The following is a 20,678-nucleotide window of genomic DNA, read 5'->3' on the forward strand; positions in this document are numbered from 1 at the left end:
CCCCAATTTACGTATCACAGTCAGCATAACCAATCAGCAATTATCCTTAACCGAGTAGCTCTTTTAGGATTTGGTTCACTTGCTGCGGGTTAGCACTACCACGACTGGCTTTCATCACTTGCCCAACCAGACCGTTAAAGGCTTTTTCTTTACCGCCGCGATATTCTTCGACCATCGCTTGGTTTTTTGCAATGACTTCTTCAACGATGGCTTTGATAGCGCCCGTATCGGTTTCTTGCTTGAGACCTTTTTCTTCGATGATTTTGTCAGCGGCATCATCAGCATCGCCGCCCGCGCGCTCATAGAGCGCACTAAAGACTTTCTTAGCCAATTTGCCAGACAAGGTATCGTCTTTGATACGCGCTAGCATACCAGCCAATTGCTTGGCGCTGATAGGGGAATCAGTAATTTCTTTATCATCTTTATTTAGTGCACCGAGTAGGTCACCCATCACCCAGTTGCCAGCCATTTTGGCATCTGCTTGCCCAACTTCTGCGACCACAGCTTCAAAGTAATCGGCAATTTGACGACTACCAGTCAAGATACGCGCATCATATTCTGATAGACCAAGCGCTTCTTCAAAACGGGCACGACGAGCAACGGGTAGCTCCGGCATTGCTGCACGAATGCTATCAACCGTATGCTGTTCGATACGCACAGGTAGCAAGTCAGGGTCAGGGAAGTAACGATAATCGTTGGCGTCTTCTTTGGTACGCATCACACGAGTTTCGTCGCGCTCTGGATCATAAAGCATCGTTGCCTGCAGTACTTTGCCACCGTCCTCTAAAATATCGATTTGACGCTCGATTTCACGATTGATAGCGCGTTCGATAAAGCGGAACGAGTTGAGGTTTTTGAGCTCAGTACGCGTACCCAATTCAGCACCAGGCTTACGAATAGAGACGTTACAATCACAGCGGAATGAGCCTTCAGCCATCACTGCATCTGAGATTCCTAGCCACGTGACCAGCTGATGAATGGCTTTGATATAGGCAAGTGCTTCATGAGCCGAGCGCATATCAGGCTCAGAGACGATTTCGATTAATGGCGTACCAGCACGGTTCAAATCCACACCAGTCATACCATCGACGGCATCATGGACTGATTTACCCGCATCTTCTTCTAAATGCGCGCGGGTGATGCCCATACGTTTTGGATATTCGTTCTTATCCCCTTCATTGACCACGACATCGATATAGCCTTCGCCAACGATAGGGTTTGCCATCTGAGTGATTTGATAGCCTTTAGGCAAATCTGGATAGAAGTAGTTTTTACGGTCAAACGTATTAAATAGACCCAACTCAGCGTTGACGCCGATGCCAAATTTTAGGGCACGATCGACCACGCCAGCATTTAGCACTGGCAATACGCCAGGTAAACCCAAGTCGACGATACTGGCTTGGCTGTTTGGCTCATGACCAAAATCAGTGGGCGCACTTGAGAATATCTTACTTTCGGTATTGAGCTGGCAATGAATCTCGATGCCGATGACCACTTCATAGCCATCGACGAAAAGCTCTTTACGCACGGCATGCTCACGCACGGCATTGTTATCAGTAGTAGCTGTACTCATTATACCGTCTCCTTTGCGATGGTAGAGTGTTGTAAATGATGGTCGGTATGCTGCTGGAATAGATGAGCAGTCGTGAGCAATTGGCTCTCTTGCCAATGCTTACCGATTAATTGTAAGCCAACAGGCAAACCTTCTGAGGTTAGACCAACTGGCTGACTGAGTGCAGGTAGACCCGCTAAGTTGACCGCGATAGTATAAACGTCACCCAAGTACATGGTCGCAGGGTCGAGATTGTCACTCAACTTATACGCAGCCGTTGGTGCTGTTGGGCTAGCAATCACATCACAGCTAGCAAAGGCTTCATCGAAGTCTTTGACGATTAAGCGGCGGATTTTTTGGGCTTTGGTATAGTACGCATCAAAGTAACCAGCCGAGAGCGCATAAGTGCCGGTCAAGATACGGCGCTGTACTTCTGGGCCAAAACCTTCAGAGCGTGAACGCGTGTATAGATCGAGTAGATCGGTTGGATTCTCACAGCGATAGCCAAAGCGTACGCCATCGAAGCGTGACAGGTTGGATGATGCTTCGGCAGGGGCGAGCATGTAGTAAGTGGCAAGGGTAATCTCAGGATCAGTGATATTCACCTCCACAATCGTCGCACCTAGCTCTTCATACTTGTTCAGAGCAGCACGTACGGCCGTTTCTACTTCAGCGTCTAGTCCAGCACTAAAGTATTCTTTGGCAACACCAATACGTAGACCGTTAAATGGCTTATCGCCAGCCGCAGCTTCTGCATCGCTGATATCTTGTACGTAGTCAGGCATATCATACTTGATGGACGTTGCATCGCGTGGATCGTGACCAATCATTGGCTGTAGCAGATAGGCACAATCTTTAGCGCTGCGTCCCATGCTACCAGCTTGATCCAGACTTGAGGCATAGGCAATCATACCAAAGCGAGAGACGCGACCATAGGTTGGCTTGATACCGGTTAAACCACAAAATGAGGCAGGCTGACGAATAGAGCCACCAGTATCACTGCCCGTTGCGACTGGGACAAAACCTGCGGCAACGGCGGCAGCACTACCACCTGACGAACCACCAGGGACGCGCTCTAGGTTCCAAGGGTTCTGCACAGTGCCATAGTAAGAGCTACTGTTGTCTGAGCCCATCGCAAACTCATCCATATTGAGCTTGCCTAAACTAATCATGCCTGCTTTGTCGATATTAGAGACGATGGTAGCGTTATAAGGTGAGATAAAATTATGCAGCATCTTAGAGCCACAAGTCGTCAGTACACCTTGAGTACAAAAGATGTCTTTGTGCGCCATTGGTATGCCAAGTAGTGGACGCTGATCGCCCTGAGCACGCATCTCGTCTGCCGCTTTTGCTTGCGCGCGTGCTGTCTCAGAGGTATGAGTGATAAAACTGTTAATCTTGCTGTCTAGCGCATCTATACGCTTGATGTAATGCTCAGTCAGCTCAAGGCTACTGAATTGTTTGTCTTGCAAGCCCGTAATAAGCTGCTGGGTACTTAATAAATGAAGTTCTGACATAAGGTGTCGTCCGTCAAAATGTGAATAGCATAAAGTAAAATAGGGTAGCGATTAAAGCAGCGCGCTGCTTATTCAATCACTTGTGGAACCAAATATAAGCCATCTTCAACAGCTGGGGCGACTGACTGATTGCGCGCGCGGTTGATATCGTGTTTGGCCACATCAGCCCGCAATTCTTGGCAAGCTTCATGAATGTTTGCTAAGGGTTTGATGCCTGTGGTATCCACGTTAGATAGCGTATTCATCAGTTTTAATACTTTACTAATATCGTCGGCATAGCTATCGGCTGTGCTTTCATCGACACCCAAACGTGCAAGGTTGGCAACTTCTAGGATTTCTTCACGGCTGACGTTGCTGTCAGACGTTGCTGGTTGCTGTGACATAGTTTCTCCAGTGAAGGACAGTTTTTGTTAGAGTAGAATGCGGCTAAAATAGACAAGCATTAGATATAGATAATTATTAACACAAACTAAAACAAGGGGTTTATCTTAAGATGTATATATAGTGGCTTTATTATAAAGCATCTGGCTTAAGTTTACAGAGCATGACGCTTGATTGATGCACAATATCAACCAAGATGGCGTGATTTGCAAAATTGACCGTATAATTCACGATTGATTCTCAATTGCTTACCCATTACGTTCTGAAATACGTTACAGTATGCACCTGTGCTGCTAAGCAAAATTATCGTTTGCCTGTAGAGCCTTGTTAGTTATTGAATTAAATGATGTTTCATTAAGTCGAATGGTATTTACTGCTATTTTAAATTTTGTAACAACTTTTAGCATTTAAGACCAAAATCCTGACTTACTGATGCAAATATCTGTGTTTTTTTTGAGCCAAATCGGTATAATTTAGCTCAGTTTTTCCATTGCATCATTATTGCTTAGGTTTGACTTGTTGCGAGGTTCAAATTTCGCCATAAGTAATGTCTAACGACGACCTGCTCAACGCTGACGAGTAACGCCTCAGTCAATCTCATTCGCCTCATTCGCCTCATTTGTAATACGCTGGAAATATTAGTCATGAACCTGTTTGGATTTTTATCAAATAATATCGCTATCGACCTCGGTACTGCGAACACTCTCATTTTTATTCCTAATAAAGGCGTCGTACTTGACGAGCCTACGGTGGTTGCGTTACGAAGTAATCGTACACAAAACCCTACCGTTGCGGCTGTTGGTATTGATGCCAAGCAGATGCTTGGTCGTACACCTGCCAACATTACAGCGATTCGCCCATTAAAAGACGGCGTGATTGCTGACTTTGAAGTGACGCAAAAAATGCTCAAGCATTTCATCACGAAGGTAAAAGCCAAGCGTTTTATGGCGCAGCCTAATGTGGTGGTTTGTGTGCCTTGTAAGTCTACTCTGGTTGAGCGTAAAGCGATTCGTGAAGCGGTATCTTCAGCAGGTGCGAGTAAAGTACTATTGTTAGAAGAGCCAATGGCTGCTGCCATCGGTGCTGGCTTGCCAGTTCATGAAGCCAGCGGTTCGATGGTGGTTGATATTGGTGGCGGCACGACGGAGATTGCCGTTATCGCGTTATCTGGTTGCGTTTATGCTGAGTCGATTCGTATCGGTGGCGATATGTTTGATGACGCGATTATCACCCACGTACGCCGTACCCATGGTTGTGTGATTGGTGAGACGACAGCTGAGCGTATTAAGCACGAAGTTGGCTCTGCTTTGAATGAAGACAGTCAGCTAGAAGTCGAAGTTCGCGGTCGTAGCATGGCAGAAGGCGTGCCAAAAACCTTTACTGTCAACTCAGAAGAAGTACAAAAAGCCCTGAGTGATCCGCTGAGCGGTATCGTTAGTGCAGTGAAAGCTGCACTTGAGCAGACGCCACCTGAGCTGTCATCAGATATCGCAGAGCGTGGTATTGTCTTGACGGGCGGCGGTGCGCTGTTACGTGATTTGGACAAATTGATTTCAAGAGAGACAGGTCTACCTGTGACCGTTGCAGAAGATCCGCTGACTTGTGTTAGCCGCGGCGGTGGTATTGCGCTTGACTTTATCAATAACAAAAGCTTGAACATGATTTTTGTTTAGATTGCTTTAGTTAAGCACTGCGGTATTGATAAATCATCTTCGTCGTGCTTGATGATAGCTTGCGTAAAAATAGTGGGTTAAAACAGTATAAAATTAAAGGTAGCCAGTTGCGCTGCCTTTAATTGCATTAATCAACTAGAACCCAGTACTGGCTACTGCTTATTTTATAACTCCTGAGTTAGACGACTTATGACCCCAAGTATTTTTGCGCGCCAGCCGTTAGCACTTCGTAAGACTGCCATTGTATTAATAGCAGCTCTAATACTGATGTGGTTCGATAGCAAAAATTCAGAATGGTTTAATCCAGTACGTAGTACCAGTCATGCCGCTATGCAGCCTATTTATGAGCTGTCACTGTTACCGAGTTATGCCAAGCATTGGGCAGGTGGCAGCTTACAGTCTAAAGAAGCGCTGCGCCGCGAAAACATGCAATTGAAGTCTCAGCTTATCCATGCGCAAGCCAAGTTACAGCAGCAAGATTATATTTTGGCACAAAATGCGCGCCTGCAAGGTATTTTATCAACGACCAAGCCTGAACAATTTGATCTTAATTTGGCACAGGTAATCGGTACAGACACCAACTTACTCAGACAAATCGTGGTGCTCAATAAAGGTGTTCAAGACGGGGTTCAAGTTGGACAGACAGTGATTGATGAAGACGGTATTTTAGGGCAGATTATTAATGTCTATCCCAATACCAGTCGCCTACTATTGATTACTGATGAGCAGCAATCGGTTGCAGTTACAGTCAAGCGCACAGGTCAACGCGCTATCGTGACAGGGCAAGGTATACCAACCTCATTAAGCCTTGATTATGTGTTCAAAACCTCAGACGTGCGTGTGGGTGATGAGCTGGTGTCATCAGGATTGGGTGGGCGTATTCCAGCAGGGTATCGTGTCGGGCGTATCGCCCATATTAAAGATACTCAAGCCGATAACTTTAGAAGTATAGAAGTGACCCCAGCGGCGAACTTTATCGATAATGCATATGTATTAGTCCTGCAAGATAAGCTGGTGAATAAAAATAATATTACCCTTAATGAGCGCTAAGAAGTTAGGCGCTCAATACGTAAGCACCAATCAGATAATGGCTGGCATCTATTTATTAACTGGTCTGTTTGTCGATACATTTTTAGCCATGGTTTTTACCCCATCAATGCCCACTCATGCTTTAACAGCAGCCATCAATACATTCGTTAAGGTAAGTACCCATGTCGTATCCTGATTCTGAGAATGCAACGGTACTACTGATTGCTACCATCATTCTAAGTTTTGTTATTGCGTCATCGCTTAATGTCTATCCGTTAAGTCCTAGTATGGCTACCTTACGCCCTATGGTCATGATCATGGTGCTGATTTTTTGGTTATTATTTCAGCCACGCTATGTTGGTATTTTTACAGCATTTACCATCGGTCTCATTGCTGACTTACTCATGGATACCCATTTGGGACAGCAAGCCTTTGCCGCCGTGGCAGTCGCCTTCTTCATAAAAATAACCAGTATTTATATTAGGCAACTAAATACCATCAGTGCATGGTTATTAGCGAGCTTAGGATTGGTTGTTTTTCAATTATGTTTATGGATATTGCAGATGTTTATCCAAAATGTCTTTGTCGCACAATCTGCCTTATCACTGTTGATGAGTATCATCAGCTGGCCATTGGTACTACTGGCTTTGCGTAAATTTGCGTCATAAGAAAAATTCTGCTGATAACCAATAAGATTTTAGCGCTGGTGTTTATTAATCCTGACTAACTAATATTAATGCACTAAGAGGCAGCAGTTTTCGGTAGTAGGCAGATAAATTCAGATATAAAGAGAGTAGCGATGGATATTATTTTAGCTTCTGGTTCGCCGCGCCGTCGTGAGCTGTTAGAAAGAGCACAACTAGAATTTAGTACATTGAGTGTAGATGTTGATGAAACACAGCATGATGAGGAGTCACCCACAGACTATATCGAGCGCATGGTCGCCACTAAAGCTGAGGCTGCCATACAGCAACTAGCATCACGCTTGAAAACGGATAAAAGCTGTTTTTCTGACTCACTTATCATTTTAACGTCTGATACCATCGGTGTGCTGGCAGATGGTCAAACAGTTCTGGTCAAGCCAGTCGATCGTGAGCACGCTTATAGCATGTGGCAACAGATGTCTGATAATGTCCATGAAGTATGGACAGCGGTTCAAGCAACTTATATATCATTATCTTCTAAAGTGGCTAACAGCTCAACTCATGAGCCAGTATTTCAAATCATTAATCAGCAACGAATCACTGAGCGTACCGAAGTGACCTTTATAGCGCTCACTGCGGAGATGATGAGTAACTATTGGGAAAGTGGCGAGCCTGCTGATAAAGCGGGTGGTTATGGTATACAAGGCTTAGGTGCTATTTGGGTCAGCCGTATCAATGGTAGCTATACCAATGTCGTGGGTTTACCACTTCCACAAACGCTGGCGTTAATTAAAAACGTCACGGATATTGGTATCAAGTAAAATACGAGACAGAACCTGATGGAGATTATTGGTCTCTCAGAGATTGGTTGTCACTCTAACCTGCTGCACATAATAACACGCTAGAGTAATGGGCGAGAGCCAGCTGCATTTGTTACACTATAAAGATAATAGACGATGAACGTCTAACAAGAAAGCTGAGAGATAAGAGAAAAACATTATGTCCGAAGAGCTGCTGATTAATATTAGTCCAATGGAATCCCGTGTCGCAGTTTTAGACAATGGCATCTTGGGCGAAATTTATATTGAACGTCATCATAAATTGGGTCTGGTCGGCAATATCTATCTGGGTACAGTCGTACGCGTTTTACCTGGTATGCAGGCAGCATTCGTTGATATCGGGCAGTCGCGGACAGCATTTTTACATGTCAATGATATGCAGCGTGAGCCGCGTCCAGTAGCAGAAAATAAAAGTAAAGCGGCTGACAATAGCGATAAAAACTCGGATAGCAATATAGAAGATGCTGTGGTAGAAAATAGTACTGATAACTTGGCTGTCACGCCACCGGTGATTAGTATACAAAATACCGAAGTCATCCCTGTTTCTAAAACGTTGATTCAACATCGCTTGCATGAAAGCCAACGTATTTTAGTGCAAGTAACCAAAGATCAGTTGGGCAGTAAAGGCGCTCGCTTGACCACCAATATATCCTTGCCATCTCGCTATTTGGTGTATCTGCCCTCAAGCGAACACATTGGTATCTCTCAGCGCATTGATGGGGAAGAGGAGCGCACCCGTCTTAAAACTGAGTTGTCTAGTTTGATGCAAACGGTCAATCTAAAAGGCGGTCTCATCGCTCGTACCGCTGCTGAACGTGTCCCTGTCGATAAGCTTGAAGAAGACATTTATTATCTATTGCAACTGTGGCGTACCATCTGCGCGCGTCGCCAAGAGATGAAACAACATCAAAGTTCTGAGCTTATTTATCAAGAGCTATCATTACCGCTGCGCTCTATCCGTGATTTGGTACACGCGGATACCGAGAAAGTCATCATTGATAATGCACAAATTTACGCACAAGTCAGATCCTTTGCCAAAGAGTTTGTGCCTTTTGTCTATGACCGCATTGTACATTATACCGCTGAGCCATCCTTGTTTGATGTCCATCGTGTCGAAGATGATTTGCGTGATGCTTTAAAACGCCGCGTAGATTTAAAATCAGGTGGCTATCTCATTATCGACCAAACAGAAGCGATGACCACGATCGATGTCAATACGGGATCATTCGTAGGCGGGCGTTCGTTAGAAGATACGGTTTATAAGACCAATCTTGAGGCAACTCATGCAATCGCCCGTCAGCTGCGTTTGCGTAATCTAGGCGGTATTATCATCCTAGACTTTATTGACATGCTTGAACAGCAGCATAAAGATGATGTATTAGAGAGTCTGCAATCACAGCTAGTACAAGACTATGCCAAAACTAAGATTACTCAGGTCAGTGAGCTTGGGTTAGTAGAGATGACGCGTAAACGTACGCGTGAGTCGCTCGGACAGCAGCTATGTGAGCCGTGCTCGACCTGTCAAGGACGCGGCTTTGTCAAAACGGCTGAGACAGTGTGCTTTGAGATATTCCGTGAAATCATGCGTTGTGCTCGTACTTATAACTCTCCCAAGAAATTTACGGTCGTTGCCCATGCCGCAGTGATTGATTTACTTCTCACTTCAGAGTCAGACACGGTGGCAGATTTAGAGTATTTACTTGGTAGAGTGATTACCTTTGATGTCGAAAATCTCTATACTCAAGAGCAATATGACATTGTTTTGGATTAACGGTTCTAGATGGATTTTTCATAGCTTTAGATTAACAGTGCATAGTTACCAATTCATATAAGCGTGATTATTAAGCACAGATACGGTTGTTTACATATTACTGTTTATAAAGGGTAATATCATAAGTCGCTACAGATATTACCCTTGCAATGACTGAAATACTATGTATAATATACACCACTGAATTATATATGCGCCGCCAATCAAACAGCGGGCGCTATGACAGCTAGAGCATCGTTTCTAGCACTATTTCATTATGCCTTTGCTGACATCCTATAATGGAAGGGTCGGCGGGGCTTTAAACTATTTTGCTTTTGGCACGCTACAAGTTCGGATAAAGAACTCATTCTGGTTAAGAACAGAAGGCCGCTTTAAGTGAATATTTAACCAAACGGCTTTTGATCATATCTTTGCAAAGCAAAAATGACAAAAGCACATATTAGGAGCTTGCTGGCATGGCTAACCAGAGAATCCGTATCCGTCTTAAGTCTTTTGATCATCGTCTGATTGATCAATCTGCACAAGAGATTGTTGATACTGCAAAGCGCACCGGTGCGCAAGTTTGTGGTCCTGTACCGTTGCCGACTCGCATTGAGCGCTTCAACGTTCTAACTTCACCACACGTAAACAAAGACGCTCGTGATCAGTACGAAATCCGTACTCATAAGCGTATGGTTGACATCGTTCAACCTACCGACAAAACTGTGGATGCGCTAATGAAGCTTGACTTGGCGGCGGGTGTTGACGTTCAAATTGCTTTGGGTTAATGCACATAAACACCCAACCCATTAATATAAGATATAAAGAGGTCTAAAATGGCGATCGGTTTAGTCGGTAAAAAATGCGGCATGACCCGTGTCTTCACTGAAGCAGGCGCATCTATCCCTGTAACAGTGGTTGAGATCAGTGCTAATCGCATTACTCAAGTAAAAAATACTGATGTAGATGGCTATCAAGCCATCCAAGTTACCACAGGTACCCGTCGTGACAGCCGCGTAGCAGCAGCTCAAAAAGGTCACTTCGCTAAAGCTGGCGTTGCCGCTGGTCGTGGTGTTTGGGAATTTCGTGCCAATGATAGCGATCTTGAAGGTCGTGAAATTGGTGGTGAGATCCTAGCTGACTTGTTCGAACAAGGTCAGATGGTTGATGTCACAGGTAACAGTAAAGGTAAAGGCTTTCAAGGCGGCGTGAAGCGTCACAACTTCAGCATGCAAGATGCCACTCATGGTAACTCAGTATCTCACCGTGCCATTGGTTCAACTGGTCAAAACCAGTCACCAGGTAAAGTCTTCAAAGGCAAAAAAATGCCAGGTCAGATGGGTAACAAACGCGTTACCGTTCAGGGCCTAGAAGTGATATCGGTTGATGTTGAAAAAGGGTTACTTGTCATCAAGGGTGCTATCCCAGGTGCCACCGGTGGCGATGTCATCGTACGTCCGTCAGTCAAAGCCTAAGCAAGGGGATTAACGTGGATTTAAAAACAGTTACAGGGGCGGCAGTTGAGCTTTCTGATACGGCTTTCGGTCGTGAATTCAACGAAGCACTAGTGCATCAAGTCGTCACCGCATATCTTGCTGGTGCTCGTCAAGGTACACGCGCTCAAAAAACCCGTGCCGAAGTTTCTGGTGGTGGCATTAAGCCATGGCGCCAAAAAGGTACTGGTCGCGCTCGTGCAGGTTCTATTCGTAGCCCAATCTGGCGTGGGGGCGGTCGTGCATTCGCGGCTAAACCACAAGATTGGTCACAGAAAGTTAACCGTAAAATGTATCGCGGTGCTATGCAGTGTATCTTAGCCGAATTGATTCGCCAAGAGCGTTTGATTTTGGTCGAAGAGCTAAGCGTTTCTGGACCTAAGACTAAAGAGTTGATTGCAAAGTTAGGTGAGTTAAATGCATCACGTGCATTAATCGTCACTAAAGAAGTTGACGAAAACTTATACTTAGCTGCTCGCAACATCCCACATGTCAATGTACTTGATACAAGTGAAGTGGATCCAGTGAGCTTGATCGCTTTTGATAAAGTGATCATGACAGTCGAAGCTGCGAAACAATTTGAGGAAGCACTAGCATGAATAACGCAAGACTTTATCAGATCCTAAGAGGACCTGTATTCTCAGAGAAATCTCAAATGCTTGGCGACTCACTTGGTGTGCAGGTATTTAAAATTGACTCTAACGCTACTAAGCTTGAAGTCAAAAAAGCGGTTGAGATGATGTTTGAAGGTGTTGAAGTTTTAAAAGTAAACACTTTGAATGTTAAAGGTAAGACAAAGCGTTTTGGTAAAAGTATCGGCCGTCGTAATGACTACAAAAAAGCCTACGTTACCTTAAAAGCTGGTCAAGATGTACAAATGGCTGATGCTGGTGAAGAGGTCGCGAATACGACTGCTTCTACTAGTGAAACAGCGAACAACGAATAAGGATTACACTCATGCCTATCGTAAAAGCAAAGCCAACATCACCAGGCCGTCGTTTTGTTGAAAAAGTGGTGCATCCACACCTTTATAAAGGTCGTCCGTTTGCAGCGCTTCTCGAATCAAAAAGTAAAACTGGTGGTCGTAACAATAATGGTCGCATAACGACTCGTCATATTGGCGGTGGTCATAAGCAGCATTATCGTATTATCGATTTCAAACGTACTAAAGACAATATCCCAGCCACGGTAGAGCGTATTGAATACGATCCTAACCGTACTGCGCACATTGCTTTACTTAAGTACGCTGATGGCGAACGTCGCTATATCATTGCTGCTAAAAAACAAGCAGTTGGCGATACAGTAATGTCAGGTGAGCTATCACCAATTCGTCCAGGTAACTGTTTACCGCTGAAAAATATCCCATTGGGTACTGTGATCCATAATATCGAACTTAAAATCGGTAAAGGCGCACAGATGGCTCGTTCTGCGGGTGCCAGCGTTCAGTTGTTAGGTCGTGAAGGTATTTATGCTATTCTACGTATGCGCTCTGGCGAAACACGCCGTGTACACGTGAACTGCCGTGCCGTTATTGGTGAAGTTTCTAACACTGAAAACAACTTGAAATCACTTGGTAAAGCCGGTGCTTCACGTTGGCGTGGTGTTCGTCCTTCTGTTCGTGGTGTTGCTATGAACCCGGTTGATCACCCACATGGTGGTGGTGAAGGTCGTAATAAAGGTCGCCATCCAACCAGCCCTTGGGGTCAGAAGTCTAAAGGACTTAAAACGCGTAGTAATAAGCGTACTGACAATATGATCATCCGCCGTCGCGCCAAGAAGAAATAAAGGAAGAATTTCATGCCTCGTTCATTGAAAAAAGGTCCATTCATAGACGCGCATTTGTTTGCCAAAGTTGAGAATGCATTAGACACCAACTCACGCAAGCCAATTAAGACTTGGTCGCGCCGCTCGATGATCCTACCACAAATGGTTGGCTTAACCTTGTCTGTTCACAATGGCCGTACTCATGTACCGGTTATCGTGAGTGAACAGATGGTTGGTCATAAACTAGGTGAATTTGCCCCGACTCGTACGTATCGTGGTCATGGCATTGACAAAAAAGCTAAGAGATAAGGTGCTTACCATGGAAGTAACTGCAAAATTACGCGGTGCCGCCATATCGGCACAAAAAGTTAGACTCGTTGCCGATGAAGTTCGTGGCAAATCTATCGAGCGTGCTTTGGATATCCTAACGTATAGTAATAAAAAAGGCGCTGTGTTTGTTAAGAAATGTCTTAACTCAGCCATCGCCAATGCCGAACATAACAACGGTCTAGATATTGATACCCTTAAAGTATCAACCATCTACGTTGATGAAGGCATTACGCTAAAACGTATCCTACCACGTGCTAAAGGTCGCGCTGATCGTATCAGTAAGCGTACCTGTCACATCACTATAAAGGTAGGAGAATAAGTTATGGGTCAAAAAGTACATCCAATCGGAATTCGTCTTGGTGTTGTAAAGAAGCATAACGCAAACTGGTATGCTAACCCTAAACAATACTCAGAATACCTAATCAACGACATTCAAGTTCGTGAATATCTGCGCAAAAAGCTTGATAGTGCTATGATTAGCAAAATCATGATTGAGCGTCCTACCGGTGCTGCTAAGATTACCATCGCCACTGCGCGTCCTGGTATTGTTATCGGTAAGAAAGGCGAAGACATTGAAAGACTTCAAAAAGAATTGACCAAAATTATGGGCGTACCTGCTCAGGTCAACATTGAAGAAATCACCTCGCCTGATCTTGATGCTCATTTAGTAGCGGAAGGTATCGCAAGTCAGCTTGAGCGTCGTGTTATGTTCCGCCGTGCTATGAAGCGCGCCGTACAGAACAGTATGCGTTCTGGTGCTAAAGGTATTAAAGTTGAGCTGTCTGGCCGTCTTGGCGGTGCTGAGATTGCTCGTACTGAATGGTACCGTGAAGGTCGTGTGCCATTGCATACACTACGCGCTGATATCGACTATTCGTCAGTACGTGCGGAAACTACTTACGGCACCATCGGTGTAAAAGTTTGGATCTTCCGTGGCGAAATCCTTGACGGTATGAACAGTGTATACAATCCCGTTAAAGAAGAGCAGACTCGTGCGCCAAAACGCCGTGGTCGTGGAAACGGAAACCGTCGAAACACAGACAGAGGTTAAACTATGTTACAGCCAAAACGTACCAAGTTTCGTAAAATGCACAAAGGTCGTAACACTGGGCTAGCTCATCGTGGAAGCACCGTTGCATTCGGACAAATTGGTCTAAAATCGTTGACTCGTGGTCGTATGACTGCCCGTCAAATTGAAGCAGCACGTCGTACCATCACTCGTAAAATTAAGCGTGGTGGTAAGATTTGGATTCGTGTATTCCCAGACAAACCAATTACCAATAAACCACTAGAAGTACGTATGGGTAAAGGTAAAGGTCCTGTAGAATATTGGGTATGCGAAATCAAACCTGGTAAAGTGCTATATGAACTCGAAGGGGTTTCAGAAGAACTTGCTCGCGAAGCGTTTACGCTTGCTGCAGCAAAACTGCCCTTTAAAACTACCATTGTTAAGCGGACGATAATGTAATGAAGATCAGTGAATTACGTGATAAATCATTAGAAGAACTGACTCAGTTACTTGATGAAAAGCAACTTGATGCTTTCCGTATTCGTATGGCTAAAGCAACTGGTCAGTTGGGTAATACCCATGAAGTACGTGTTAATCGTCGTGCGATTGCTCAGCTTCAGACTTTGATTAACGAGAAACAACGAGGCGACTCATGAGCGATAACAATCAAACAGCTAATGCTAGCGTATTGACAGGACGAGTTGTCAGTGACAAGATGGACAAGTCCATCACAGTTTTGATTGAGCGTCTGGTTCGTCATCCTTTGTATGGCAAGCAGCTTCGTCGTTCTACAAAAATCAAAGCTCATGATGAGAATAATGTTTGCCAACAAGGCGACCTTGTCCGCATCAAAGAAACGCGTCCAATCTCTAAAACCAAGTCTTGGACTTTGGTTGAAGTGGTTGAAAAAGTAGAAAAAATCTAAGTAAATTGCATTAAAAGCCAGAAGCTGTTAAAATAGCCGCCTTTTTAAGGATGCTGATTGCGCCGAGCGTATATCACTCACATTAAGAGTAGCAGCGGTTATTATTATTAAAATGCCGACTACTCATACTGTGCTAGCGGCAGCAACTGGTTTTTATTGCTCATACGTGTGGAGTAACGCTATGATTCAGGTTGAATCGATGCTGGAAGTTGCAGATAATAGCGGTGCAAGACGAGTTCAGTGCATTAAAGTACTGGGTGGCTCTCATCGTCGTTATGCATCAGTTGGCGACATTATTAAAGTAACGGTTAAAGAAGCCATTCCTCGCGGTCGTGTTAAAAAAGGCGACGTGATGAATGCTGTAGTTGTACGCACCAAAAAAGGCGTTCGTCGTCCTGATGGTTCTGTTCTGCGTTTTGACGACAATGCTGCGGTATTGTTGAACCAAAATAAAGCACCGATTGCAACTCGTATTTTTGGACCGGTAACTCGTGAACTACGTGGTGATCAGTTTATGAAAATTGTATCACTAGCACCAGAAGTATTGTGAGGTAATCCATGTCAAAATTACGTAAAGGCGATACAGTTATCGTGATTGCTGGGAAAGACAAAGGCAAGCAAGGTACTGTACAAGCTGTAAAAAATGATCGTATTAAAGTTGAAGGCATTAATATTGTCACTAAACATCAGAAGCCGAATCAGGCAACTGGCGTTGAAGGTGGCATTCTTAAGAAAGAAGCTTTTCTACATATCTCAAATGTCGCAATATTAAATGCGCAAACCCAAAAAGCTGATCGTATTACTTATCAGTTCGGCGAAGACGGCAAGAAACAACGCGTCTATCGTTCGAACGGTGAAGTAGTGGCGACTGCGTAAGACACTAAGGGTGTAATGGTAATGGCAAGATTAAAATCTTTATATAACGAAGAATTAAAGCAGCAAATCAAAGAAGAGCTTGGTTTGGCTAATGTGATGCAAGTGCCTAAAATCACTAAAATCACACTTAACATGGGTGTAGGCGGCGCGTCTCAAGACAAGAAATTGCTTGAAGGTGCAGTAGCTGACATGACCGCTATCGCTGGTCAAAAACCTGTCGTCACCAAAGCGCGTAAATCAGTTGCTGGCTTTAAAATTCGTGAAGAATGGCCAATTGGCTGCAAAGTAACGCTACGCGGTGAGCAAATGTACGAATTTTTAGATCGTCTCATTGCCATTGCAATTCCTCGTATTCGTGATTTCCGCGGTTTTTCACCTAAAGCCTTTGACGGACGTGGTAACTACTCATTGGGTATCAAAGAACAGATCGTATTCCCAGAAGTAGATTTTGACAAGATTGATCGTATCCGCGGTATGGATGTGACAATCACCACGTCAGCTCAATCTGATGAAGAAGGTCGCGCGTTGCTTAAAGCATTCGGCTTCCCATTTAAATAAGGTAAAGACGTTATGGCAAAGAAGAGCATGATTAACCGCGAATTAAAGCGCGAAAAAATGGTTGCTAAGTACGCTGATAAGCGTATCAAGCTAAAAGAAACTATCAGTGATATGACTGCAAGTGACGAAACTCGTATGGAAGCGATGCTAGAGCTACAAGCTCTTCCACGCAATTCATCGCCAGTACGTCTGCGCAATCGTTGTGCTATCACCGGTCGTCCTCACGGTTACTTCCGCAAGTTTGGCTTATCACGCAATATGCTGCGTGAGCGTGTCATGCAAGGCGATGTGCCTGGTGTTCGTAAAGCAAGCTGGTAAGGGGTAACTATATGAGTATGCAAGATACCGTTGGGGATATGCTAACCCGTATTCGTAACGCACAAATGGCTAACAAAGTATCGGTAGCAATGCCGAGCTCTAAATTACGTAAATCAATTGCTGATTTGCTAGTTAGCGAAGGTTATGTGGCGAGCGCTGTTGTTACTGAAGAAGCAAACAATAAAGCAACCCTATCTATCGAATTGAAATACTTCGAAGGCCGCGCTGTCATCGAAACGATTCAACGTTTTAGCCGTCCTGGTTTACGCCAGTTCCGCGGTAAAGACGCTATCCCTACTGTTAAGCAAGGTATGGGTGTTGCTATCGTATCAACTAGCCAAGGCATCATGAGTGATCGTGCTGCACGCGCTGCTGGTATCGGTGGTGAAATCGTCGCATTTGTAGCGTAAGCTACACGACGATAAAGTCTATTTGATGATTGTTAGACTTCTATTGATTGAGTAATAATGAATTATTTCAAATTGATAGGTGTCTAACGCAGTCAACTATGCTAAACTAACACGCTTTTTAGCCTGTTAGTTTTTTCGCTAATATAAAGAAGTTAATTTTTTAAGGAATATTCCTATGTCTCGTGTGGCTAAAGCCCCAGTGACACTGCCAAACGGCGTAAGTGTTACTTTGAACGATCGGCAGGTCGAAGTGAAAGGCAAGAACGGCATTTTGTCTTTACGCCTGCATGAATTGGTCGAGCTGAAACAGGAAGATGATGCGATCATTTTCTCACCTACAGTCGATTCAAAAGAAGCTATGATGCACACTGGCACCATGCGCGCTCTTGTTAACAACTATGTTAAAGGCGTGAATGAAGGCTTTGAAAAGCGCCTTCAGTTAATTGGTGTTGGTTATCGCGCACAAGTTGCTGGTAACAAGGTAACTTTGAACGTTGGTTACTCTCATCCAGTAGAATATACGTTGCCTGAAGGTGTGTCAGCTGAAACCCCAACGCAAACTGAAATTGTTTTGAAATCAAACAATAAACAGCAGCTTGGTCAAGCAGCGGCTAATATCCGCGGTTTCCGCCCACCTGAGCCTTATAAAGGTAAAGGTATTCGTTATAGTGACGAGCATGTGATTCGCAAAGAAGCCAAGAAAAAATAAGGTGAGTTGAAATGTTTGATAAAAAAGCAGCTCGTCTGCGTCGAGCTAAGAAAACCCGCGCGCATATCCGTTTCTTAGGCGTTCATCGCTTAACGGTTACTCGCACGCCAAAACATATTTATGCCCAGATTATCTCTCCTACCGGTGGTGAAGTGATTGCTCAGGCATCTACCTTAGACGGCAGCTTGCGCTCAGGCGCGACTGGCAATGCTGATGCAGCAACGTCTGTGGGCCAAATGATCGCAGAACGCGCAAAAGCAGCTGGTATCACTAAAGTTGCCTTTGACCGTAGTGGTTTTAAATATCATGGTCGAGTTAAAGCTTTAGCAGAAGCAGCTCGCGAAAACGGATTGGAGTTTTAATCATGGCTAGAAATGATAAAAATGATAAAAATGAACAGACTGACGGTCTAGTAGAACGCTTAGTTACCGTTGATCGCGTTGCAAAAGTTGTTAAAGGTGGTCGTATTTTCTCTTTCACTGCATTGACTGTAGTGGGCGATGGCAATGGTCGTGTTGGTTTTGGTCGCGGTAAAGCACGTGAAGTGCCAGCTGCTATCCAAAAAGCACTAGAAGCTGCCAAACGTAATATGATTACTGTTGAGCTTAATGATGCAACTTTGTATCATCCGATCAAAGCACGTCATGGTGCTAGTAAAGTTTATATGCAGCCTGCATCTGAAGGTACTGGCGTAATCGCTGGTGGCGCAATGCGTGCTGTATTAGAAGTTGCTGGTGTCAAAGATGTTTTGACTAAATGTTATGGTTCTACCAATACTGCTAACGTTGTTCGCGCAACGTTTAACGGTTTACGTGATATGTCAACTCCAGAGAAGATGGCAGCAAAACGTGGTAAATCTGTAGACGAAATCTTGGGTTAACTTAGACTAGGTGAGTTACGATGAAAAAAATGAAAGTCACTCAATTTAAATCAGGTGCCCATCGCCTAAAGAGCCACAAAGCGAGCTTGAAAGGATTGGGTTTACGCCGTATTAATCATACTGTTGAAGTAGAAGATACACCTTCAACACGTGGTATGGTCAATCGCGTTAACTACATGGTAAAAGTGGAGGAAGCGTAATGGGTCTTAGATTAAATGAATTATCACCAGGTGTTGGCGCAAAGAAAACTGCCCAACGTCGTGGTCGTGGTATCGGTTCAGGTCTTGGTAAGACTGGTGGTCGTGGTGTAAAAGGTCAGAAATCTCGTTCAGGTTCTAGCATACGCTCAGGATTTGAAGGTGGTCAAATGCCTTTATATCGTCGTCTACCGAAATTTGGTTTTACCAGTAAAATGGCAATGAAGACGGCTGAAGTACGTCTTTCTGAACTAAATAAAATTGATGGCGATGTGGTTAGCCTTGAAACACTTAAAGCGGCTAACCTAATCCGTCACGACATGAAGCGTGCCCGTATTATGTTGTCAGGCGAAGTCACTAAGGCTTATACCTTTAAAGGTATCAAAGTGACTAAAGGCGCTAAGCTAGCAATCGAAGCTGCTGGTGGTAGCATCGAGGAGTAGTAACGTGTCAAAACAATCAATGTCATCGACTGGTATACCGCTCAATCCATTTGCATTCATACGCAAGTATGATGAATTATGGACGCGTTTATTATTCTTAATCGGCGCATTGGTTGTTTATCGTTTAGGGTCACATATTCCAGTACCGGGTATCAATCCGGTCAACTTGGCTGATCTGTTTTCGCGCAACGAAAATACCATTTTGAGCATGTTTAACATGTTCTCAGGTGGTGCACTAGAGCGTATGTCCATTATGGCGCTCGGCATTATGCCATATATTTCAGCATCGATTATTGTACAGATGATGTCTGCAGTATTGCCATCGCTTGAAGCCCTCAAAAAAGAAGGCGAAGCGGGACGACGTAAGTTGAACAAGTATACCCGTCAAGGGACACTTGCTTTAGCCCTAGTACAGTCATTAGGAATGTGTGCTGGCTTAATCAGTCAAAATCTTACTTTATCTTCTGGTCTGACCTTTTATATTCCAGCGGTTACCTCATTGGTAGCGGGCGCTATGTTCTTGATGTGGCTTGGTGAGCAGATTACAGAGCGCGGCGTAGGTAATGGTATTTCAATGCTCATTTTTGCGAGTATTGTGGCTGGTACGCCAGGTATGATTTCGCAGTCTATTGAACAGGTCAATCAAGGACAAATGAACTTGATTGTACTGTTTATTTTTGTGCTACTAGGCATCGCGGTTACTGCTGGTATCGTTTATATTGAACGTGCTCAGCGCCGTGTCCCAGTGAACTATGCGCAGAAGCAGCAACAAGGTCGTAAAATATATGCTCAGCAGCAGTCGCATTTGCCGCTGAAGCTGAACATGGCAGGGGTTATCCCAGCCATTTTTGCCAGCTCGTTGTTGTTGTTTCCAGCAAGTTTAGGGCAGTGGGTCGGTCAATCAACTGATCCTACCCTTACACAAAAGATACTACAGAATATGGCATTGGTGTTGTCTCCAGGACAGCCGCTATATTTGGTTCTGTTTGGCGCGATGATTATTTTCTTCTGTTACTTCTATACGGCATTGGTATTTAGCCCACGTGAAGTAGCTGAAAACCTTAAACGTAGTGGTGCGTATATCCCAGGTATTCGCCCCGGACAACAAACTCAGCGTTACCTAGATCATGTATTAAACCGACTGACCTTTATTGGCGCGATGTATATGACGGTTATTTGTTTAATGCCAATGGTCGTCCAGTCATCGTTTGGTGTACCGTTTCAACTCGGTGGTACGTCTTTACTGATTATGGTGGTTGTGGTAATGGACTTCATTTCGCAAATCCAAGCGCATTTGATGACCCATCAATATCATGATCAGACGTTAATTCAATCGCCCACTCAACCTTAAATGAGCGGTACGATATCTCAAAGGAGCATG

At 44.4% G+C, this 20,678-nt stretch carries 30 protein-coding genes; 27 read left to right on the forward strand and 3 right to left on the reverse strand.

Features of this window, described 5'->3' with window-relative positions; all coding sequences use genetic code 11:
* Window positions 1–46: 46 nt before the first annotated feature.
* The 3 genes from gatB to gatC form a co-directional block, all read right to left on the reverse strand.
* Window positions 47–1,573 (reverse strand): Asp-tRNA(Asn)/Glu-tRNA(Gln) amidotransferase subunit GatB, encoded by a 1,527-nt coding sequence (gene gatB / locus JMW94_RS07610; protein ID WP_045454478.1) that lies wholly within the window; start codon window positions 1,571–1,573, stop codon window positions 47–49.
* A complete protein-coding gene (gatA, locus tag JMW94_RS07615) occupies window positions 1,573–3,069 on the reverse strand; it encodes an Asp-tRNA(Asn)/Glu-tRNA(Gln) amidotransferase subunit GatA (RefSeq protein WP_201603767.1) in 1,497 nt (498 codons plus the stop codon). The genes gatB and gatA overlap by 1 nt, the downstream gene beginning before the upstream one ends.
* Window positions 3,070–3,137: 68 nt before the next feature.
* A complete protein-coding gene (gene gatC / locus JMW94_RS07620) occupies window positions 3,138–3,452 on the reverse strand; it encodes an Asp-tRNA(Asn)/Glu-tRNA(Gln) amidotransferase subunit GatC (RefSeq protein ID WP_045446594.1) in 315 nt (104 codons plus the stop codon).
* Between the two features lie 642 nt (window positions 3,453–4,094).
* Here gatC and JMW94_RS07625 point away from each other — a divergent pair.
* The 27 genes from JMW94_RS07625 to secY all read left to right on the forward strand — a co-directional run bounded on the left by JMW94_RS07625 (window position 4,095) and on the right by secY (window position 20,648).
* Window positions 4,095–5,123, forward strand: a complete 1,029-nt coding sequence (locus tag JMW94_RS07625; RefSeq protein WP_083475748.1) for a rod shape-determining protein — start codon at window positions 4,095–4,097, stop codon at window positions 5,121–5,123.
* A gap of 189 nt (window positions 5,124–5,312) precedes the next feature.
* Entirely contained in the window at window positions 5,313–6,173 is an 861-nt protein-coding gene (gene mreC, locus JMW94_RS07630; protein ID WP_055125267.1) for a rod shape-determining protein MreC, read from the forward strand.
* Between the two features lie 161 nt (window positions 6,174–6,334).
* Complete coding sequence (gene mreD, locus JMW94_RS07635; RefSeq protein WP_045446600.1) at window positions 6,335–6,820, forward strand: rod shape-determining protein MreD; 486 nt, start codon at window positions 6,335–6,337, stop codon at window positions 6,818–6,820.
* Between the two features lie 131 nt (window positions 6,821–6,951).
* Window positions 6,952–7,617 (forward strand): Maf family protein, encoded by a 666-nt coding sequence (locus tag JMW94_RS07640; protein WP_201603769.1) that lies wholly within the window; start codon window positions 6,952–6,954, stop codon window positions 7,615–7,617.
* Window positions 7,618–7,795: 178 nt separating this feature from the next.
* Window positions 7,796–9,406 (forward strand): Rne/Rng family ribonuclease, encoded by a 1,611-nt coding sequence (locus tag JMW94_RS07645; protein ID WP_201603771.1) that lies wholly within the window; start codon window positions 7,796–7,798, stop codon window positions 9,404–9,406.
* A 455-nt stretch (window positions 9,407–9,861) separates the two neighbouring features.
* On the forward strand, window positions 9,862–10,173 hold the full coding sequence (gene rpsJ, locus JMW94_RS07650; RefSeq protein WP_010196670.1) for a 30S ribosomal protein S10: 312 nt from the start codon (window positions 9,862–9,864) through the stop codon (window positions 10,171–10,173).
* Between the two features lie 48 nt (window positions 10,174–10,221).
* Window positions 10,222–10,860, forward strand: a complete 639-nt coding sequence (rplC, locus tag JMW94_RS07655) for a 50S ribosomal protein L3 (RefSeq protein ID WP_055125271.1) — start codon at window positions 10,222–10,224, stop codon at window positions 10,858–10,860.
* 14 nt (window positions 10,861–10,874) lie between these two features.
* Complete coding sequence (gene rplD, locus JMW94_RS07660) at window positions 10,875–11,477, forward strand: 50S ribosomal protein L4 (protein WP_045446611.1); 603 nt, start codon at window positions 10,875–10,877, stop codon at window positions 11,475–11,477.
* Window positions 11,474–11,824: a 50S ribosomal protein L23 gene (gene rplW / locus JMW94_RS07665; RefSeq protein ID WP_010196677.1), complete on the forward strand. Its 351-nt coding sequence runs from the start codon at window positions 11,474–11,476 to the stop codon at window positions 11,822–11,824. Before rplD ends, rplW begins: the two co-directional genes overlap by 4 nt.
* 11 nt (window positions 11,825–11,835) lie before the next feature.
* Window positions 11,836–12,663: a 50S ribosomal protein L2 gene (rplB, locus tag JMW94_RS07670; protein ID WP_055125272.1), complete on the forward strand. Its 828-nt coding sequence runs from the start codon at window positions 11,836–11,838 to the stop codon at window positions 12,661–12,663.
* Between the two features lie 12 nt (window positions 12,664–12,675).
* The gene (rpsS, locus tag JMW94_RS07675; RefSeq protein ID WP_010196682.1) at window positions 12,676–12,951 is read left to right on the forward strand and encodes a 30S ribosomal protein S19; all 276 of its coding nucleotides are present in this window, start codon (window positions 12,676–12,678) and stop codon (window positions 12,949–12,951) included.
* A gap of 10 nt (window positions 12,952–12,961) precedes the next feature.
* Complete coding sequence (rplV, locus tag JMW94_RS07680; RefSeq protein ID WP_045446615.1) at window positions 12,962–13,291, forward strand: 50S ribosomal protein L22; 330 nt, start codon at window positions 12,962–12,964, stop codon at window positions 13,289–13,291.
* 3 nt (window positions 13,292–13,294) lie between these two features.
* Complete coding sequence (rpsC, locus tag JMW94_RS07685; protein WP_045446618.1) at window positions 13,295–14,023, forward strand: 30S ribosomal protein S3; 729 nt, start codon at window positions 13,295–13,297, stop codon at window positions 14,021–14,023.
* A 3-nt stretch (window positions 14,024–14,026) separates the two neighbouring features.
* Window positions 14,027–14,440 (forward strand): 50S ribosomal protein L16, encoded by a 414-nt coding sequence (rplP, locus tag JMW94_RS07690; protein ID WP_055125273.1) that lies wholly within the window; start codon window positions 14,027–14,029, stop codon window positions 14,438–14,440.
* Window positions 14,440–14,637: a 50S ribosomal protein L29 gene (rpmC, locus tag JMW94_RS07695; RefSeq protein WP_011279794.1), complete on the forward strand. Its 198-nt coding sequence runs from the start codon at window positions 14,440–14,442 to the stop codon at window positions 14,635–14,637. Before rplP ends, rpmC begins: the two co-directional genes overlap by 1 nt.
* On the forward strand, window positions 14,634–14,906 hold the full coding sequence (gene rpsQ, locus JMW94_RS07700; protein ID WP_045446623.1) for a 30S ribosomal protein S17: 273 nt from the start codon (window positions 14,634–14,636) through the stop codon (window positions 14,904–14,906). The genes rpmC and rpsQ overlap by 4 nt, the downstream gene beginning before the upstream one ends.
* A gap of 181 nt (window positions 14,907–15,087) precedes the next feature.
* Entirely contained in the window at window positions 15,088–15,456 is a 369-nt protein-coding gene (gene rplN / locus JMW94_RS07705) for a 50S ribosomal protein L14 (protein WP_010196702.1), read from the forward strand.
* A gap of 8 nt (window positions 15,457–15,464) precedes the next feature.
* On the forward strand, window positions 15,465–15,782 hold the full coding sequence (gene rplX / locus JMW94_RS07710) for a 50S ribosomal protein L24 (RefSeq protein WP_045446626.1): 318 nt from the start codon (window positions 15,465–15,467) through the stop codon (window positions 15,780–15,782).
* Window positions 15,783–15,803: 21 nt separating this feature from the next.
* Entirely contained in the window at window positions 15,804–16,340 is a 537-nt protein-coding gene (gene rplE / locus JMW94_RS07715) for a 50S ribosomal protein L5 (RefSeq protein WP_011512858.1), read from the forward strand.
* Window positions 16,341–16,352: 12 nt separating this feature from the next.
* Window positions 16,353–16,658 carry a 30S ribosomal protein S14 gene (gene rpsN / locus JMW94_RS07720; protein ID WP_021813378.1) on the forward strand — a complete coding sequence of 102 codons (306 nt, stop codon included), beginning with the start codon at window positions 16,353–16,355 and terminating at the stop codon, window positions 16,656–16,658.
* 11 nt (window positions 16,659–16,669) lie between these two features.
* On the forward strand, window positions 16,670–17,068 hold the full coding sequence (gene rpsH / locus JMW94_RS07725) for a 30S ribosomal protein S8 (RefSeq protein WP_045446631.1): 399 nt from the start codon (window positions 16,670–16,672) through the stop codon (window positions 17,066–17,068).
* Window positions 17,069–17,243: 175 nt separating this feature from the next.
* Window positions 17,244–17,777: a 50S ribosomal protein L6 gene (rplF, locus tag JMW94_RS07730; protein WP_045446634.1), complete on the forward strand. Its 534-nt coding sequence runs from the start codon at window positions 17,244–17,246 to the stop codon at window positions 17,775–17,777.
* An 11-nt stretch (window positions 17,778–17,788) separates the two neighbouring features.
* On the forward strand, window positions 17,789–18,139 hold the full coding sequence (gene rplR / locus JMW94_RS07735; protein ID WP_021813381.1) for a 50S ribosomal protein L18: 351 nt from the start codon (window positions 17,789–17,791) through the stop codon (window positions 18,137–18,139).
* A gap of 2 nt (window positions 18,140–18,141) precedes the next feature.
* On the forward strand, window positions 18,142–18,657 hold the full coding sequence (rpsE, locus tag JMW94_RS07740; RefSeq protein ID WP_010196711.1) for a 30S ribosomal protein S5: 516 nt from the start codon (window positions 18,142–18,144) through the stop codon (window positions 18,655–18,657).
* A 20-nt stretch (window positions 18,658–18,677) separates the two neighbouring features.
* Window positions 18,678–18,857 (forward strand): 50S ribosomal protein L30, encoded by a 180-nt coding sequence (gene rpmD, locus JMW94_RS07745; protein ID WP_010196714.1) that lies wholly within the window; start codon window positions 18,678–18,680, stop codon window positions 18,855–18,857.
* Window positions 18,857–19,297: a 50S ribosomal protein L15 gene (rplO, locus tag JMW94_RS07750; RefSeq protein ID WP_045446637.1), complete on the forward strand. Its 441-nt coding sequence runs from the start codon at window positions 18,857–18,859 to the stop codon at window positions 19,295–19,297. The genes rpmD and rplO overlap by 1 nt, the downstream gene beginning before the upstream one ends.
* A gap of 19 nt (window positions 19,298–19,316) precedes the next feature.
* On the forward strand, window positions 19,317–20,648 hold the full coding sequence (secY, locus tag JMW94_RS07755) for a preprotein translocase subunit SecY (RefSeq protein ID WP_173936727.1): 1,332 nt from the start codon (window positions 19,317–19,319) through the stop codon (window positions 20,646–20,648).
* The last annotated feature ends 30 nt before the right edge of the window (window positions 20,649–20,678 follow it).

The sequence above is a fragment of the Psychrobacter immobilis genome (genome assembly GCF_904846185.1).
In the GTDB taxonomy this organism is placed as follows: Bacteria; Pseudomonadota; Gammaproteobacteria; order Pseudomonadales; family Moraxellaceae; genus Psychrobacter; species Psychrobacter immobilis_B.

What these genes read in the sequence shown, in the direction of transcription:
- rpmD (WP_010196714.1), top strand. Translation starts at nt 18,678, where the DNA reads ATGAAAAAAATGAAAGTCACTCAATTTAAATCAGGTGCCCATCGCCTA.
- rpsH (WP_045446631.1), top strand. Translation starts at nt 16,670, where the DNA reads ATGAGTATGCAAGATACCGTTGGGGATATGCTAACCCGTATTCGTAAC.
- rpsE (WP_010196711.1), top strand. Translation starts at nt 18,142, where the DNA reads ATGGCTAGAAATGATAAAAATGATAAAAATGAACAGACTGACGGTCTA.
- rpsC (WP_045446618.1), top strand. Translation starts at nt 13,295, where the DNA reads ATGGGTCAAAAAGTACATCCAATCGGAATTCGTCTTGGTGTTGTAAAG.
- rpsN (WP_021813378.1), top strand. Translation starts at nt 16,353, where the DNA reads ATGGCAAAGAAGAGCATGATTAACCGCGAATTAAAGCGCGAAAAAATG.
- rplR (WP_021813381.1), top strand. Translation starts at nt 17,789, where the DNA reads ATGTTTGATAAAAAAGCAGCTCGTCTGCGTCGAGCTAAGAAAACCCGC.
- JMW94_RS07640 (WP_201603769.1), top strand. Translation starts at nt 6,952, where the DNA reads ATGGATATTATTTTAGCTTCTGGTTCGCCGCGCCGTCGTGAGCTGTTA.
- rpsJ (WP_010196670.1), top strand. Translation starts at nt 9,862, where the DNA reads ATGGCTAACCAGAGAATCCGTATCCGTCTTAAGTCTTTTGATCATCGT.
- rplF (WP_045446634.1), top strand. Translation starts at nt 17,244, where the DNA reads ATGTCTCGTGTGGCTAAAGCCCCAGTGACACTGCCAAACGGCGTAAGT.
- mreD (WP_045446600.1), top strand. Translation starts at nt 6,335, where the DNA reads ATGTCGTATCCTGATTCTGAGAATGCAACGGTACTACTGATTGCTACC.
- rpmC (WP_011279794.1), top strand. Translation starts at nt 14,440, where the DNA reads ATGAAGATCAGTGAATTACGTGATAAATCATTAGAAGAACTGACTCAG.
- rplX (WP_045446626.1), top strand. Translation starts at nt 15,465, where the DNA reads ATGTCAAAATTACGTAAAGGCGATACAGTTATCGTGATTGCTGGGAAA.
- mreC (WP_055125267.1), top strand. Translation starts at nt 5,313, where the DNA reads ATGACCCCAAGTATTTTTGCGCGCCAGCCGTTAGCACTTCGTAAGACT.
- rplW (WP_010196677.1), top strand. Translation starts at nt 11,474, where the DNA reads ATGAATAACGCAAGACTTTATCAGATCCTAAGAGGACCTGTATTCTCA.
- gatC (WP_045446594.1), bottom strand. Translation starts at nt 3,452, where the DNA reads ATGTCACAGCAACCAGCAACGTCTGACAGCAACGTCAGCCGTGAAGAA.
- JMW94_RS07625 (WP_083475748.1), top strand. Translation starts at nt 4,095, where the DNA reads ATGAACCTGTTTGGATTTTTATCAAATAATATCGCTATCGACCTCGGT.
- rpsQ (WP_045446623.1), top strand. Translation starts at nt 14,634, where the DNA reads ATGAGCGATAACAATCAAACAGCTAATGCTAGCGTATTGACAGGACGA.
- rplB (WP_055125272.1), top strand. Translation starts at nt 11,836, where the DNA reads ATGCCTATCGTAAAAGCAAAGCCAACATCACCAGGCCGTCGTTTTGTT.
- gatA (WP_201603767.1), bottom strand. Translation starts at nt 3,069, where the DNA reads ATGTCAGAACTTCATTTATTAAGTACCCAGCAGCTTATTACGGGCTTG.
- rplP (WP_055125273.1), top strand. Translation starts at nt 14,027, where the DNA reads ATGTTACAGCCAAAACGTACCAAGTTTCGTAAAATGCACAAAGGTCGT.
- rplO (WP_045446637.1), top strand. Translation starts at nt 18,857, where the DNA reads ATGGGTCTTAGATTAAATGAATTATCACCAGGTGTTGGCGCAAAGAAA.
- JMW94_RS07645 (WP_201603771.1), top strand. Translation starts at nt 7,796, where the DNA reads ATGTCCGAAGAGCTGCTGATTAATATTAGTCCAATGGAATCCCGTGTC.
- secY (WP_173936727.1), top strand. Translation starts at nt 19,317, where the DNA reads ATGTCATCGACTGGTATACCGCTCAATCCATTTGCATTCATACGCAAG.
- rpsS (WP_010196682.1), top strand. Translation starts at nt 12,676, where the DNA reads ATGCCTCGTTCATTGAAAAAAGGTCCATTCATAGACGCGCATTTGTTT.
- rplV (WP_045446615.1), top strand. Translation starts at nt 12,962, where the DNA reads ATGGAAGTAACTGCAAAATTACGCGGTGCCGCCATATCGGCACAAAAA.
- rplN (WP_010196702.1), top strand. Translation starts at nt 15,088, where the DNA reads ATGATTCAGGTTGAATCGATGCTGGAAGTTGCAGATAATAGCGGTGCA.
- gatB (WP_045454478.1), bottom strand. Translation starts at nt 1,573, where the DNA reads ATGAGTACAGCTACTACTGATAACAATGCCGTGCGTGAGCATGCCGTG.
- rplC (WP_055125271.1), top strand. Translation starts at nt 10,222, where the DNA reads ATGGCGATCGGTTTAGTCGGTAAAAAATGCGGCATGACCCGTGTCTTC.
- rplE (WP_011512858.1), top strand. Translation starts at nt 15,804, where the DNA reads ATGGCAAGATTAAAATCTTTATATAACGAAGAATTAAAGCAGCAAATC.